Origin of the sequence: Cellulomonas bogoriensis 69B4 = DSM 16987 (assembly GCF_000767165.1) — a bacterium.
GTDB lineage: Bacteria > Actinomycetota > Actinomycetes > Actinomycetales > Cellulomonadaceae > Actinotalea > Actinotalea bogoriensis.
This window is the reverse complement of record NZ_AXCZ01000058.1, coordinates 1-15377: the sequence shown is the minus strand read 5'-3', so window position 1 is coordinate 15377 and position 15377 is coordinate 1. Positions and strand designations below refer to the sequence as shown.

The following is a 15377-nucleotide window of genomic DNA, read 5'->3' as shown; positions in this document are numbered from 1 at the left end:
GGCCGCGGCCGTCGCGCTGGCCCTGCGCGCGCCGTTCGTGGTGGTCGTGGTGCTGGCCGCGGTCGTGGCGGCCGGTGTGCGGGCCCTCGGCTGAGACCGCAGGGCGCGCCAGCGGCGTTGGTAGCCTTCCGGGATGACGCTGTTCCGCGAACGCGCCGACGTGTCGGTCCGCCCGGCGGTCGGCGAGGACGACCACTCGGTGGCCCGCATCCAGATGGACGCCTGGAGGGCCCACCACGGGAGCCTGCTGGGGCCCGACGTCCTGGACCAGCTCGACGTGGAGGCCGTGCGCGACCAGTGGGAGCGGGCGATCACCGAGCCGCCCACTGCCGGTCGCCACGTCCTCGTCGCCTGCCAGGGAGCCCAGGTGGTCGGACTGGCCGCGCTGGCACCTGCCGACGACGGCGCCGAGGTCGTGGCCCTGGAGGTGGACCCGGACCACCAGCGCAGCGGGCACGGGTCGCGCCTGCTGGCCGCGTGCGTGGACCTGGCCCGTGAGGCCGGCCACACCCACCTGCAGACCTGGGTGCTCGACCGCGACGAGGCCCGCACCGGGTTCCTCGCGTCAGCGGGACTGGGGCCCGACGGTGCCAGGCGCGAGCTCGGGATCAGTGCCGACGAGACAGGCCTGACCCGGACCGTCAACGAGCACCGGTGGGTCGCCGAGATCTGAGCCGGGCGGCCCGGCGAAGCGACTCGCGCGCGCGGCGGCGGTCACCGGCCGCGTCGTAGGCGAACCCCAGGGCGAACCACGCCGCCCAGTCCTCGGGGCTGTCCTCGACCTGCGACCGCGCGGCCGCGAAGGCCACGTCCGCCGCCCCGCGGTCCACGCGGCCACCGGGGCTGCGGGGCAGGTCGTCGACCGGGAGCCGGTCCTGGGCGGCCAGCTCGTCCGACATCCGCTGCACGAGGACCGCCAACCACCACTCGCGGGCGATCAGCACCACCCCCAGCACCGGCAGCACCAGGACCGCGGCACCGATCGCCACCGCGACCGGCACACCGGTACGGATCAGGTCCAGGCCGCGCCCGGCCGCCGCCACCAGGTACACCACCAGGAGCAGGGTGAGGACCGATGCCCCGACCAGGGAACGGCGCAGCGTCATCCGAGGTCCAGCAGGTGCTCCAGGCCGACCGTCAGACCCGGGCGGGTGCCGATCCTGCGGACCGCGTGCACCACGCCGGGCATGAAGGACGCCCTGTCGAAGGAGTCGTGGCGGATCGTGAGCTGCTCCCCCGGGTTGCCCAGCAGGATCTCCTCGTGGGCGACCAGCCCACGCAGCCTCACCGCGTGCACCCGCACCCCGTCCACGTCCGCACCGCGCGCCCCGTCCATCGTCTGGCTGGTCGCGTCCGGGACAGGTCCCAGGCCCGCGGCGTGGCGCGCGGCCGCGACCCGCTCGGCGGTGTGGCGTGCGGTGCCGCTCGGGGCGTCGACCTTGTCCGGGTGGTGCAGCTCGACGACCTCGACCGACTCGAACAGGCGTGCGGCCTGCTCGGCGAAGCGCATCGCCAGGACCGCGCCGAGGGCGAAGTTCGGCGCGACGAGGACCCCGACCTCCGGTCGGTCACGCAGACGCTCACGTACCTGCGCCAAGGACTCCTCGTCCCAGCCGGTCGTGCCGACCACGCAGTGCACACCCGCGTCGACCATGGCCGCGACGTTGCCCCGCGTGACCGTCGGGACGGTGAAGTCCACGGCGACGTCCGCGCCCGCCCCACGGACCTCGGCGAGGTCGTCGCCCGAGTCCAGCGCCGCCACCAGCTCCAGCCCCGGTGCGGCACGGACCGCCTCCACGACGGTCCCGCCCATGCGTCCGGCCGCACCCAGCACCGCCACACGGATCACGGGAGCGGAAGGGGCGGTGGCCGAGGTCTCGACGATGGGATCGGCGGTGGGATCAGCGGTGGGATCAGTCACGGACCCGACCCTAACGGTGCGGTGACCGGCCCCTAAACCCGCGACAGGTGCTGTCGATGGACCAGAGGTGAACCGACGCCGGTGCCTGGTCCTCGCGCTCGACCTCCTGATCGTGCACCTGGCTCTGGTGATGGCCGCCCTCGCGCTGCTGGCCCCGTCGTGGGGTGCCGTTGCCGCGTGGGCCGACGCTCCAGGCAGCGGCACGGCCCACCTGGCCGTGATGGCCCGGGACGCCGGGAGCGAGGTCCTGGGTGTCAGCCCGTGGCTGCTGCTGCTCACCGGCGTGTGCGTGGCTCTCGCCCACGGCCGCGACCGTTGGCTCCTTCCGGTCCTCACCTGCCTGGGCGCCACGGTGTGGACGGTCGCCGCGGTCGCGGGGACGGTCACCTGGGACGGTTCCCACGTCCTCGCCGGCCCGGGCGGTGGCGGTGTCACCGCCCTGCTCGTGACCCCTGCTGTGACGGTGCTCGCCCTGCTGGGTGTCGCGCGGGCGGGGTTCCGTGCCGCAGGCCCGCCACCGGGCGCCACCACCGTTCCCGGACCGACGGCCACGCGCGCGGCGACGGTCGTCATGGCGCTGCTGGTGGGCACCGTGTGCACCGTGCTGACCGCGGCGGCCGTCACCGGTCACGTGACCCGGGAGATCGAGTGGGGGGTGACCGGCGACCTCCTCATGACCGGGGGCATCGCCGTCGCGCTGGTGGCCGGTGCCTGCGCGGCGTCAGGGCACGCCGTCGCGGGCGTCCTGGTGGCGGGAGCGGGTCTGCTGCACGCCCTGCCGCTGGTGACGCAGTGGACGACCCTGGACACCCACAGCCTCGTCCTGGCTCCGCTCGCGACCGCCCTGGCGATGGTCGCCGGGTGGTCGCACCGGCCGTTGCGCCGGGCGTTCGACTCCCTCCTGGCAGGTCAGTGACCGTCCGGGGGGACACCGCGGTCAGGAGCCGAACGGCCCGACCTTGACGACCGAGCGGGGCTGGGCGCACAGCTCGGCGGCGAGCTCCTGGACCTGGGCCGCGGTCACCGACCGGATCCGGTCGAGCGCCTCGGACTGCGTCATCAGCTCGCCGTGCACCAGCTCGGCCTTGCCCAGACGGCTCATCCGTGACCCGGAGTCCTCCAGGCCCAGGACCAGCCCCCCGGACAGCTGCCCGATGCTGCGTCGCAGCTCCTCGGGGGTGATGCCGTCGGACGCGAGCCGCTCCCACTCCTGACCCATGAGCTCGACCACCTGGTCGACCTTGCCGGGAGCGCACCCCGCGTACAGCCCGAACACACCGGTGTCGGCGTGACCGGAGGAGAAGCAGTACACCGCGTACGCCAGGCCCCGACGCTCACGCACCTCCTGGAACAGCCGGGAGGACATCCCACCGCCGAGCACGGCGTTGAGGACCGACAGGACGAACCGCCGCTCGTCGGTCGCGGTCAGGCCAGTCCCGCCGATGACGACGTTGGCCTGCTCGGTGGACCGGTGGACCACCAGCTCGGTACCCGCGCGGGGGGCGGAACCGTCCGGAGCCGTGAACGACCCCGCCGTGCCCGTGGTCCTGCGGCCACGCGGGGCGGCGTGCGGGTCCAGGTCCCAGCCCCCGCGCTCCAGCTCAGCGGCGACCTGGGCACACAGCACGTCGTGGTCCACGCCCCCGGCCGCCGCGATCACGAGCGTCGAGGGCTGGTAGTGCTCGGTGTAGTGGGCGTGGACGGCGTCCCGCGGCACCGCCCGGATCGTGTCCGGCGTGCCGCCGATGGGCCGGCCCAGCGCGTGGGTCCCCAGGACCGCAGCCGCGAACTGCTCGTGCGCGACGTCCGACGGGTCGTCGTCGTTCATGGCGAGCTCTTCGAGGATCACACCCCGCTCGACCTCGAGCTCGTCGGGGTCAAGGGTCGCCGAGGTCACCATGTCGCTGATCACGTCGACCGCCATCGGCAGATCCGTGTCCAGGACCCGGGCGTAGTAGCAGGTGTGCTCTTTGCCCGTGGCGGCGTTCGCCTCACCCCCGACCGCGTCGAACGCCTCGGCGATGTCCATCGCGTCGCGGCGTGCGGTGCCCTTGAACAGCAGGTGCTCCAGGAAGTGGGTGGAGCCGTGGTGACCGTCGCTCTCGTCCCTCGAGCCGACACCCACCCAGGCACCGACCGTGGCCGAGCGCAGACCGGGCATGCGTTCGGTCAGGACACGGACACCGCCGGGCAGGACGGTGCGGCGCACCAGGGCGCCACCGTCCTGCCCGGCGGTCAGCTCGCTGTCCGGGCCACTGGCACCGACGAGCGGGAGTCCGAGAGGCACGTCAGGCGCGCGCCTCGGCGGAGTCCTCGGACGCCGGCTTCTCGGCGCCGTCCTCCTCCACGACCGCGTGCAACGACAGCTTGCCGCGGGGGTCGATCTCGCCGATCTCGACCTGGACCTTCTGGCCCACGCCCAGCACGTCCTCGACGTTCTCGACCCGCTTGCCACCCACCAGCTTGCGGATCTGGGAGATGTGCAGCAGCCCGTCCTTGCCCGGGGTGAGCGAGACGAACGCACCGAAGCTCGTGGTCTTCACCACGGTCCCCACGAACCGCTCCCCGACCTCGGGCATGTGCGGGTTGGCGATCGCGTTGATCTGCGCGCGCGCCGCCTCGGCCGACGGACCGTCGACCGCACCGATGTAGACCGTGCCGTCGTCCTCGATGGAGATGTCCGCGCCGGTCTCCTCCTGGATCTGGTTGATCATCTTGCCCTTCGGGCCGATGACCTCACCGATCTTGTCGACCGGGACCTTGACGCTGATGACGCGCGGGGCGTTCGGCGACATCTCGTCCGGGACGTCGATCGCCTCGTTCATCACGTCCAGGATGTGCAGGCGCGCGTCGCGGGCCTGGGTGAGCGCGCCCTGCAGCACCGAGGACGGGATCCCGTCGAGCTTGGTGTCCAGCTGGATCGCGGTCACGAAGTCCCGCGTACCGGCGACCTTGAAGTCCATGTCACCGAACGCGTCCTCGGCGCCCAGGATGTCGGTGAGCGCCGCGTACCGGGCCTCGCCGTCGACCTCGTCGGAGATCAGGCCCATCGCGATGCCGGCGACCGGAGCCCGCAGCGGGACGCCGGCGTTCAGCAGCGACAGCGTCGAGGCGCAGACCGAGCCCATGGAGGTGGACCCGTTGGACCCGAGGGCCTCGGACACCTGCCGGATCGCGTAGGGGAACTCCTCGCGGCTGGGCAGCACCGGCACCAGAGCACGCTCGGCGAGCGCACCGTGACCGATCTCGCGCCGCTTGGGCGAACCGACCCGGCCGGTCTCACCGGTCGAGTACGGCGGGAAGTTGTAGTTGTGCATGTAGCGCTTGCGCGTCTCGGGCGCGAGGGTGTCGAGCTGCTGCTCCATGCGCAGCATGTTCAGCGTGGTCACCCCGAGGATCTGGGTCTCGCCGCGCTCGAACAGGGCCGAGCCGTGGACCCGCGGGAGGACCTCGACCTCGGCCGAGAGGGTGCGGATGTCCGCCAGGCCGCGGCCGTCGATGCGCACGCCCTCGGTGAGGACCCGGGTGCGGATCGTCTGCTTGGTGACCGCACGGACCGCCGCCGACAGCTCCTTCTCGCGACCCTCGAACCGCTCGCCGAGGGACTCCAGGGCGGCAGCCTTGATCTCATCCAGGCGGCTCTCGCGCTCCTGCTTGTCCGCGATCGTCAGGGCCTGGGCGAGGGGCCCGGCGACCTCAGCCTCGACCGCTTCGTAGGCGTCGTCCTGGTAGTCCAGGAACCGCGGGAAGTCCTGGGTGGGCTTGGCGGCCTTGGCGGCCAGGTCGGACTGCGCCTGGCACAGGGCACGCAGGAACGGCTTGGCGGCCTCGAGGCCCTCGGCGACGACCTCCTCGGTCGGCGCAGCGACGCCCTCGTTCTTGACCAGGTTCCACGAACCCTCGGTCGCCTCAGCCTCGACCATCATGATCGCGACGTCGTCACCGACCACGCGCCCGGCGACGACCATGTCGAAGACCGCGCGCTCCTTGTCGCTGTGCCGCGGGAAGGCAACCCACTGGCCGTCGACGAGCGCGATCCGCACACCGGCGATCGGCCCGGAGAACGGCAGGCCCGACAGCTGCGTCGACAACGACGCGGCGTTGATCGCCAGGGTGTCGTACGCGTCGTCCGGGTGCAGTGCCATGACCGTGATCACGACCTGGACCTCGTTGCGCAGGCCCTTGACGAACGTGGGGCGCAGCGGACGGTCGATCAGACGGCAGGCCAGGATCGCCTCGGTCGAGGGGCGCCCCTCACGACGGAAGAACGAGCCGGGGATGCGACCCGCGGCGTACATACGCTCCTCGACGTCGACCGTCAGCGGGAAGAAGTCGAAGTGCTCCTTGGGGTGCTTGCCGGCCGTGGTGGCCGACAGCAGCATCGTCTCACCGTCCAGGTAGGCGGCGGCCGAGCCGGCGGCCTGACGCGCCAGGCGCCCGGTCTCGAACCGGACGGTGCGGGTGCCGAAGCGTCCGTTGTCGATGACGGCCTCGGTGAACTGGATCTCGGGTCCCTCCATGGGATCCCCCTTCTCGTGTCGATCCCCGGCCTCGCGCGGCGGTCATCGATCGAGGTCCTCGGAGCCCGGCCGGTCGCCGGGTTCCGCGAGCCACTACCGAGGACCGGACGCCGGGCCCGGGGGGTACTGGTACGTGGTGCTGGTCGTGCTCGCCGGCCTGGCCGGCACGTGACGCCTGGGCGTCGCGTCGGGACTGCGCCCGACAACCGGACCAGCCCGGGCCCCGAGGGACCCGGGCCGGTCCCGGTGGTTCAGCGCCGCAGGCCCAGACGTTCGATCAGGCTGCGGTAACGGTTGATGTCGACCTTCTGCAGGTAGCCGAGCAGGCGGCGACGCTGGCCGACGAGGAGGAGCAGGCCACGACGCGAGTGGTGGTCGTGCTTGTGCTCCTTCAGGTGCTCGGTCAGGTCCTTGATGCGCTGGGTGAGCATCGCGATCTGGACCTCGGGCGAGCCCGTGTCGTTCTCGGTGGTGGCGTACTCGGTCATGATGCGCTGCTTCGTGGCGGCGTCAAGGGGCACGGGCTCTCCTGGGATTCTTCTCGTTGCGCGGTGCTCCGGGGCATGTCCACCCGGGCGCTCTGGTTCCGCGGCCGATCTGACGGCACACGCATCGTACCAGCGACCCGGTCAGACGACCCCGGGGACGCCCGGTCCGCGCCTGAGCAGCTCCCGGGCCCGGTCCACGTCCCGACCCATCTGCTCCACCAGCCCGGTCACCGAGTCGAAGCGGACCGTGGGGCGCAGCCGCTCCACCAGGTACAGCACGACCTCCTCGTCGTACAGGTCGAGGTCGTCCCGGTCCAGCACGTAGGCCTCCACCCTGCGCCCGCGCCCGTCGAACGTCGGGTTGGTGCCGATGGACACGGCCGCCGGGAGGATGCCGTCGGCGAGCTCCTGCGGGAGGTCCACCCGACGCATCCAGCCCGCGTACACCCCGTCGGCGGGGACCATGCCGGTGATCCCGGGGCCCAGGTTCGCAGTGGGGTAGCCCAGATCGCGTCCGCGCGCGTCGCCGTGCACCACCACCCCACGCACGGCGTGCGGCCGCCCCAGGATCTGCGCCGCGCCCGCGACGTCCCCCCGGCCGAGGAGCTCGCGCACCCACGTCGAGGACCAGCGGCGACCGCCGTCGCCCCCGGCGCCCGCGTCGTCCAGGACCTCCACGGTGAACCCGAACCGCTCACCCAGCTCGGTCATGGTCCGCAGGTCACCGCTGTTGCGCCACCCGAACCTCACGTCACGCCCCACGACCACCGTCCGAGCCCCCAGCCCGTCGACCAGGTAGCGGCGGACGAACTCCTCGGGGGTCTGGCGCGCGAAGTCCAGCGTGTACTCCTGCAGCAGCACCCCGTCCAGGCCCGTGGCGGCCAGGAGCCCGAGGCGGTCCGCCACCCCGGTCAACAGCTCAGGAGCACGTTCGGGGTGGTGCACCTGCAGAGGATGGGGGTGGAACGTGACCGCCACCGCCGCTGCACCCACCGCCCGGGCGTCCGCGACCATCTGCGTGAGCACCGAGCGGTGACCCCGGTGCACACCGTCGAAGTTGCCGATCGTCACCACCGAGGGGCCGAAGCCTGGCGGAACCTGGTCCAGGTCCATCCACCGGTGCACGTGCGCTCCTGCCGAGATCGAGTGGGCGCCCGTGGGCGCCGCTGCCCCCGTGGTGCAGCGGGACAAGCCTGCCATCACGACGACGGTCCGGGTGACACGTCGCCGCGTGCCACCCGGACCGTCGGGAGCAGACCCCGAGCCCCTCCCGGGTCAGCCCTCGCGCCGGGCCCTGGCCCGGGTCACCGCCACAGCGGCACCGCCGGCGACCAGCAGCAGCACGATCGCCGCGACCAGCCAGACGACCGACGCACCGGTGAGCGCCAGCCCGCCCGGGCCGTCCGCCCCGGCACCGGGCCCACCGTCATCGGCCGCCAGCACCTGCAACGCCGCCGAGCCCTCGATCCCTGACGCCAGGCCCAGGGCCACCACCGTGTGGGGCCCGGCCTGGGTGTCGGCCGGCACCACGACGACGACCTCCAGCGTGCCCTCGCCGTCGGCCTCGACCGTGGCCAGCAGCACCGGGTCGGACGTCAGCCAGATCTCGACCTGCTCCCCCGGCGCCACGTCGTGCACCGTGACCCCGAGCTCGTCACCGGCCCGCACCTGGTCGTCCGACAGCTCGACAACGGCAGCGCCCGGCGCGACCTCGGCCGGCACGACCGTCATCGTCGCGGCCTCGGTCACGACGTCACCGTCAGGGCCGGTGAACACCGCACGCACCCGCGCCCCGTCGTCCTCGAGCGAGGCGACGAGCACCAGCTCGGTGGTCGACGCGTCCGGCACGTCCACCCAGTCGCCGTCGGCGTCGGCACGCTGCCACCGCACCGACAGGACCTCACCCGAGGCCGCGGCCGAGAACCTCCCCTGGGCGCCCTCGGCCACCGTGACGTCTGCCGGGTGCTCGGTGACCGTCACCGCAGCCGGTGCCGGCGCGACCGAGCCGTCGCCCTGGTCGGCCAGGAACGAGGCCACCCACGACATCGCCGCGTTCCAGTTGATGGTGATCTCGTTGGACGCCCACGAGTTGATGTGGTCGACGTAGCAGGCCGCGGGCGCACAGTCGTTGCCCCCGCCGAACAGACCCTGCATGGTCGGGTCCCACGTCGAGCGCATCGAGTTGGGGCCACCGGCGAGCGACCCGGGCGGGGGGTTCGGCAGTGCGGGGTTGACCTGCGCGGCGAACCACCGGCTGTGCTGGTTCTCGGAGTAGACCGTGCCGTACCCGGTCAGGTACGACAGGTTCAGGGCGTTGCGTCCCAGGAGGTAGTCCATCGCCTCCACGACACCGTCGCGGAACTCCTCCTGGCCGGTCAGGTCGAAAGCGGTGGCCAGGACCACCTGGTTGTTCACCACCATCGAGTTCGAGCCCCACTCGTAGTCGCCGTCGACCCCGGGGTAGGTGGTCGCGAACGGCTCCTGCGCCTGCCAGGCCAGGTACGTGCGGGCACCCTCGACGACCGACTCACGCACCGCGTCACGGCCGGGCAGGTCGTTGGGCACCGTCGCCAGGTTCAGACGACCCAGCGCCGCGGTGTCACCCCAGGTGAAGCCGCTCGGCCCCCAGATGTCCGCCTCGTGGAGCGGGTTGTCCAGCACGGCCTGCTCGAACTCGGGCTCACCGGTGGTCAGGTAGAGCTCGGCCGCCGCCCAGTAGAACTCGTCGGTGACCTCGTCGTCGTCGTAGGGCCCACCGCCGTTGCCACCGGCCGCCGCCGGGGCGTACAGCTCGGGGTTCTCCAGCGCCGCGGCCCACGCCAGACGCGCGGCGTCCAGCAGCTCACCGGCGAAGCCCGGGTACACGTCCTCGTGGTCGGCGAACAGCCGTGCGCCCTGCGCGGCCGTGGCCGCGAGGTTCAGGGTGGCCGCCGTCGAGGGACGGTGCAGTCGACGCTCCTGGGGGTCGGCGGCCGGCATCAGCGGCAGACCGGTCCAGCCCACGTCGTGGATCTTGTGGTGCGCCATCCCGGCGAGCGGGTTGCCCTCCGGCACCTGCATGCTCAGCAGGAACTGCAGCTGCCAGCGCGCCTCGTCCAGCACGTCGGGCACACCGTTGCCCGTCTCCGGGAGCGCGAGGGTGCCGTCACCCAGGGCGTCGACGTCACCGGTGGGGGCGTGCACGGAACGCTCGTACAGCCCCATCAGCTGTGCGACCGAGATGCCGCCGTTGACCACGTACTTGCCGTGGTCACCCGCGTCGTACCAGCCGCCCACGACGTCCAGGGCGTACCCCTCGGGGCAGGACCAGTCGCCGTACGCCCAGGCCGAGCCCTCGTCCTCGGGCGTCAGGCAGGGCACCTGGTAGTCCCCGCGGTTGGGCGAGTCCGGGACCCGGGTGCGCTCGGGGTCGTTCACGTGACCCGCCTCGCGGGCGTACTCCTCGCCCACGATGGCGGCGTCGATGTCGATGCCGCTGCGCGCCAGGTAGAAGTAGTTCAGGGCGTCGTACCGCAGCTGCTGGTAGAGGTCGGCCCCGATCGCGAACGGGTGGCTGACCTCGTCACCGACGGCCAGCGTCAGACCGGCCCCGGTGAGGGACGTGTCGGTGAAGTCGATCACGTGCACGTCCAGACCGGCCATCGGGTCGAAGCCGTGGGGCAGGGTCTCCCCGCTCGCCGCCACCTGGCCGTCACCGTCACGCAGCTCCCAGGCGAGGGGCTCCTCGGCATCCGTCACGAGGGTCGCACGCTTGGGACCCTCGGGCAGGTAGCCGTGCTGGTTCACCCGCACCGCCGGACCCGTGTCCGGGCTGTAGGGCGGGGGCGGCGTGGCGGTCGCCACCAACGACACGTCCGTGATGCAGAACGTGTAGTCCTGCGCCTGGGCGCCCAGGTGGAACGCGAGCTGGCCGATCGGCTCGTCCTCGGACTCGGCCGGGAAGGTGTGCGACGCGGTGAACGCGAACACGTGCTCCTCGGGCTCCGGCGACAGGACCGGGTGCTCCTCGATCACCATGCGGTGCGGTGCGGCGTTCTCGCCGACCAGCACCCGCAGGCCCGCGGACGGGTCGGAGGAGGCGGTGAACGACAGGACGTAGTTGCCGCCCTCCTCGATGGGCAGGCCGTTGAACGTCAGGCCCGTGCTCCAGGGGTTCCCGCCCGCCGGGACACCCAGGCACAGGGCGTCCTCCACGACCTCCTGCGAGGTCTCGCCCGAGACGTCCCACACCCCGGCACCGTCGGCGAACGACGTCTGCGGCAGGAGCTCGGTGTCCCCACCCAGGCTCACCGCGTCCAGGCAGAAGGTCCACGCCTCGCCGCTGCCACCCACCTGGAACGCGATCTGGCCGCGCGGGTCCTCAGGGCCGGAGGTCGCGGGGAGCGACAGGTCTGCCGTGAAGGTGAAGGCGTGCTCGGCGAGCTCCGGTGACAGCGCGACGTTCTCGTCCAGCACGGTCGCGTACGGCGCACCGTCCTGCCCCACGACGGCACGGATCGTGTGCCCCGGGTCGCCCGAGGCCGTGAACGCGAAGTCGTAGATGGTCCCCTCCTCGACCGCCACGCCGTTCAGCACGACGCCGGCGTCCCAGGGGTTGTCGCTCGCGGGGACCTCGGCGCAGAAAGTGCCGTCCTCGGTGCTGGTCGGGTCCAGACCGTAGGAGTCCCAGGCGGAACCACCGTCGTCGAACGACTCGTCGACGACGGCGAGTGCGGGCCCGGTGAGCCCGCCCAGGGCGAGTACGCCCGCCGTCAGTGCGCCGACCCCGGCCGCACGTGAACCTCGTCGCAGGAGGGAAACCACTCTGTCTCCGATCGTGGAAGCGCTCTCAGGCTTGGCCTGTCGCGCGGCGAACCGTCGCGACGACGCTAGCAACGGGCCTTCACCAACGGAAGGTTTACCGCGCAAGAAGTCAGAGAAGGCCTGACGAACAGGCCGAACGTGCGTGACGCCCCATAAGTCCGTCTCACCCAGTGGGCGTCAGGCGGGCGCGGTGACCAGTACGGGGCGCGCCCAGCCACCTTGGTCCTTGAGCAGAGCGACCAGGCGCCCGTCCGGGGCGAACGCCGCCACCGGCTCCCCTGCGGAACCCCGCACAGCGGGGAGCGATCGGATCCGCCGCCCGAACGACAGCTCACGCGCCTCTGCCTCGTCCAGCTCGCGGGCGACCAGCAGTGCCCGCGCCGCGCGCGCCAGGGGCATCGTGGCCGGGTCCTCCTGCAGCTGCTCCAGGGTGCACGCGACGTCGAGCCCGTAGGACCCCACACGGGTCCTACGGAGCCGGGTGAGATGACCGCCCACCCCGAGTGCGGCACCGATGTCACGCGCGAGCGCCCGCACGTACGTGCCGGAGGAGCACGTCACGTCAAGGTCCACGTCGACAGCAGACGGGACGTCGGCCGGGCGCACCGGGCCGACGTCGAGCGCGTGCACGGTCACCGGACGTGCGGCGAGCTCGACCTGCTCACCGTCGCGCACCCGCGCGTAGGCACGCCGCCCGTCGACCTTGATCGCGCTGACGGCGCTGGGCACCTGCATGATCGGGCCACGCAGGCGGTCCACGACCGCCGCGAGCGCCGCGTCGGTGACCCCGGTGGCGTCCGACGCGCCGACGACCTCGCCCTCGGCGTCGTCGGTCGTCGTCGCCATGCCCAGCCGAACGGTGGCGACGTAGGACTTCTGCGCCCCCACCAGGTAGGTGAGCAACCGTGTGCCGCGCTCGACCCCGCACACCAGGACCCCGGTGGCCATCGGGTCCAACGTGCCGGCATGCCCGATCTTGCGGGTGCCGAGCAGGCGCCTCAGCCGCCCCACCACGTCATGGCTGGTCCAGCCGTCGGGCTTGTCGACGACGACCAGCCCGTCCTCCGCCACCGCTCAGGACTCCCGCGCCCGGTCGTCGTCCTCGCCCGCGGGCTCGTCGTCGTGCCGGTACGGGTCCTGGTCGCCGGCGTACTGCGCCGACGCCGCGAGTGCCGCGAGCTCGGCATCCCGCGCCGCGGCGGCCCGGAGCACCTCCTCCAGGTGCTGGGCGTTCTCCGGCACCGCGTCGGCGACGAACTCCAGGGTCGGCGTCAGCCGGATGCTCAGCTGCTTGCCGACCTCGGAGCGGATCAGGCCCTTGGCGCTCTCCAGCGCCGCCGCCGACCCGGCGCGCGCCTCGGCGTCGCCGAGCACGGTGTAGAAGATCGAGGCGTGCTGCAGGTCGCCCGTCACACGCACGTCGGTGACCGTCACGAACCCCAGCCGCGGGTCCTTGACCCGCGAGTCGAGCATCTGGGCCACGACCTCCTTGATGCGATCAGCGATCTTGCGGGCCCTCGGGTGGTCGACCATCTCGGCTCCGTCCTCCTCTGCCGGTGGCGGTCACCACCGGCTCACGACCGGGGCGGTCCCACACGACCTACGGCGTGGGACCACCCCGGCACACGGGTCAGGCGCGCGGCTTCTCGCGCATCTCGAAGGTCTCGATCACGTCCTCGACCTGCAGGTCGTTGTGCGAGCCGAGACCGATGCCGCACTCGTAGCCGTCGCGCACCTCGGTCGCGTCGTCCTTGAACCGCTTGAGCGACTCGATCGAGAGGTTGTCCGCGACGACCTTGCCGCCGCGCAGCACGCGTGCCTTGGCGTTGCGGCGGATGACCCCGCTGCGCACCAGGCAACCCGCGATGTTCCCGAACTTGCTCGAGCGGAAGATCTCACGGACCTCTGCGGTGCCGAGCTGCGCCTCCTCGAACTCGGGCTTGAGCATGCCCTTGAGCGCAGCCTCGACGTCCTCGATCGCCTGGTAGATGACCGAGTAGAAGCGGACGTCCACGCCCTCGCGCTCGGCCAGGTCCTCGACCCGCTCGGCGTACTTGACGTTGAAGCCCAGGATGATCGCGTTGTCGACCGTGGCGAGGTTGACGTCGTTCTGCGTGATGGCACCCACACCACGGTGGATGACCCGCAGCGCGACCTCCTCGCCCACGTCGATCTTGAGCAGCGCGTCCTCCAGCGCCTCGACGGCACCGGACACGTCACCCTTGAGGACCAGGTTGAGCGTCTCGACCTTGCCCTGCTGCAGCGCCGAGGTGAAGTCCTCGAGGCTGATCCGCTTGCGACGCTTGGCCAGGAGCGCGGCACGCTCGGCCGCCTCGCGCTTCTCGGCGATCTGCCGGGCGGTGCGCTCGTCCGGGGCCACCAGGAAGGTGTCGCCTGCGCGCGGCACGGACGCCAGACCCAGCACCAGGACCGGCCTGGCAGGGGTCGCCTCCTGGACGGCTCCACCGTGCTCGTCGAACATCGCCCGGACACGGCCGTGAGCGGTACCCGCCACGATCGCGTCCCCGACCTTCAGCGTCCCGGACTGCACGAGGACGGTCGCGACGGCACCGCGCCCCTTGTCCAGGTTCGCCTCGACCGCGACACCGCGTGCGTCCTTGTCCGCGTTCGCACGCAGGTCCAGGGCGGCGTCCGCCGTCAGCAGGACGGCCTCGATGAGGCTGTCGATCCCCTGGCGACGCAGCGCCGAGATGTTCACGAACATCGTCTCGCCGCCGTACTCCTCGGCGACCAGGTTGTACTCGGTCAGCTGCTGGCGGATCTTGTCGGGGTTCGCCCCCTCCTTGTCCACCTTGTTGACCGCGACGACGATCGGGACACCGGCGGACTGGGCGTGGTTGAGCGCCTCGATCGTCTGAGGCATCACGCCGTCGTCGGCCGCGACCACCAGGATCGCGATGTCCGTGACCTGCGCACCCCGGGCACGCATGGCGGTGAACGCCTCGTGACCAGGGGTGTCGATGAAGGTCACCGCACGCTCTGCGCCCTCGTGCTCGGTGTGGATCTGGTAGGCACCGATGTGCTGGGTGATGCCACCGGCCTCGCCCGCCACCACGTCCGCCGAACGGATCGCATCGAGCAGCTTGGTCTTTCCGTGGTCGACGTGACCCATGACGGTGACCACGGGGGGCCGCGCCGTCAGCTGGTCGTCGCTCTCCTCGGCGAGCTCGGCCTCGAGGTCGATGTCGAAGGCCCCGAGCAGCTCCCGGTCCTCCTCCTCCGCCGAGACCATCTCGATGACGTAGCCCAGCTCGACACCCAGGGCACCGAAGGTGTCCTCGTCCAGCGACTGGGTCGCGGTCGCCATCTCACCGAGGTGCAGCAGGACCGTCACCAGGCTCGCGGGGTTCGCGTCGATCTTGTCCGCGAAGTCGTTCAGCGACGAGCCGTGCCGCAGTCGGACGACGGTCCGCCCGTCACCTCGGGGCACCTGCACGCCGCCGAGCGACGGTGCCTGCATCTGCTCGAACTCCTGGCGCTTCGCGCGCTTGGACTTGCGGCCACGCACCGGGCGGCCACCGGCACGCCCGAAGGCACCGGCCGTGCTGCCTCGCCCGGCACCGCGTCCACCGCCGCCACCCGGTCGCCCCCCGAAGCCGGGACGGCCGGCGAAACCGCCACCAC

12 protein-coding genes and 1 pseudogene are annotated in these 15377 nt (G+C 72.2%); 3 read left to right on the top strand and 10 right to left on the bottom strand.

Features of this window, described 5'->3' with window-relative positions:
• Both N869_RS07330 and N869_RS07325 read left to right on the top strand, forming a co-directional pair.
• A pseudogene (locus N869_RS07330) lies at window positions 1–94 on the top strand (AzlD domain-containing protein); the annotation flags it as partial.
• 39 nt (window positions 95–133) lie between these two features.
• Entirely contained in the window at window positions 134–673 is a 540-nt protein-coding gene (locus N869_RS07325; protein WP_035059743.1) for a GNAT family N-acetyltransferase, read from the top strand.
• Here N869_RS07325 and N869_RS07320 read toward each other — a convergent pair.
• Together N869_RS07320 and dapB are read right to left on the bottom strand one after the other, a co-directional pair.
• Entirely contained in the window at window positions 642–1106 is a 465-nt protein-coding gene (locus N869_RS07320; protein ID WP_035059741.1) for a hypothetical protein, read from the bottom strand. The two genes, N869_RS07325 and N869_RS07320, sit on opposite strands and share 32 nt — an antisense overlap.
• A complete protein-coding gene (gene dapB / locus N869_RS07315; RefSeq protein WP_035059740.1) occupies window positions 1103–1849 on the bottom strand; it encodes a 4-hydroxy-tetrahydrodipicolinate reductase in 747 nt (248 codons plus the stop codon). Before dapB ends, N869_RS07320 begins: the two co-directional genes overlap by 4 nt.
• Window positions 1850–1988: 139 nt before the next feature.
• On the opposite strand from dapB, the gene N869_RS07310 reads away from it, so the two are divergent.
• Window positions 1989–2837 (top strand): hypothetical protein, encoded by an 849-nt coding sequence (locus N869_RS07310; protein ID WP_035059738.1) that lies wholly within the window; start codon window positions 1989–1991, stop codon window positions 2835–2837.
• Window positions 2838–2858: 21 nt separating this feature from the next.
• Here N869_RS07310 and N869_RS07305 read toward each other — a convergent pair whose 3' ends face one another.
• From N869_RS07305 to infB, 8 genes are all read right to left on the bottom strand, one after another.
• A complete protein-coding gene (locus tag N869_RS07305; RefSeq protein ID WP_035059736.1) occupies window positions 2859–4208 on the bottom strand; it encodes a M16 family metallopeptidase in 1350 nt (449 codons plus the stop codon).
• Between the two features lies 1 nt (window position 4209).
• Window positions 4210–6441 (bottom strand): polyribonucleotide nucleotidyltransferase, encoded by a 2232-nt coding sequence (locus N869_RS07300; protein ID WP_035059734.1) that lies wholly within the window; start codon window positions 6439–6441, stop codon window positions 4210–4212.
• A gap of 251 nt (window positions 6442–6692) precedes the next feature.
• Window positions 6693–6962, bottom strand: a complete 270-nt coding sequence (gene rpsO, locus N869_RS07295; RefSeq protein WP_035059732.1) for a 30S ribosomal protein S15 — start codon at window positions 6960–6962, stop codon at window positions 6693–6695.
• Between the two features lie 108 nt (window positions 6963–7070).
• Complete coding sequence (locus tag N869_RS07290; RefSeq protein WP_052105207.1) at window positions 7071–8042, bottom strand: bifunctional riboflavin kinase/FAD synthetase; 972 nt, start codon at window positions 8040–8042, stop codon at window positions 7071–7073.
• Between the two features lie 162 nt (window positions 8043–8204).
• On the bottom strand, window positions 8205–11732 hold the full coding sequence (locus N869_RS07285) for a glycoside hydrolase family 9 protein (RefSeq protein ID WP_052105206.1): 3528 nt from the start codon (window positions 11730–11732) through the stop codon (window positions 8205–8207).
• A gap of 177 nt (window positions 11733–11909) precedes the next feature.
• Window positions 11910–12803: a tRNA pseudouridine(55) synthase TruB gene (gene truB / locus N869_RS07280; protein ID WP_035059727.1), complete on the bottom strand. Its 894-nt coding sequence runs from the start codon at window positions 12801–12803 to the stop codon at window positions 11910–11912.
• A 3-nt stretch (window positions 12804–12806) separates the two neighbouring features.
• A complete protein-coding gene (gene rbfA, locus N869_RS07275; protein WP_035059725.1) occupies window positions 12807–13265 on the bottom strand; it encodes a 30S ribosome-binding factor RbfA in 459 nt (152 codons plus the stop codon).
• Between the two features lie 97 nt (window positions 13266–13362).
• On the bottom strand, window positions 13363–15377 hold a 2015-nt coding region (gene infB / locus N869_RS07270; protein ID WP_035059723.1), incomplete at its 5' end, for a translation initiation factor IF-2.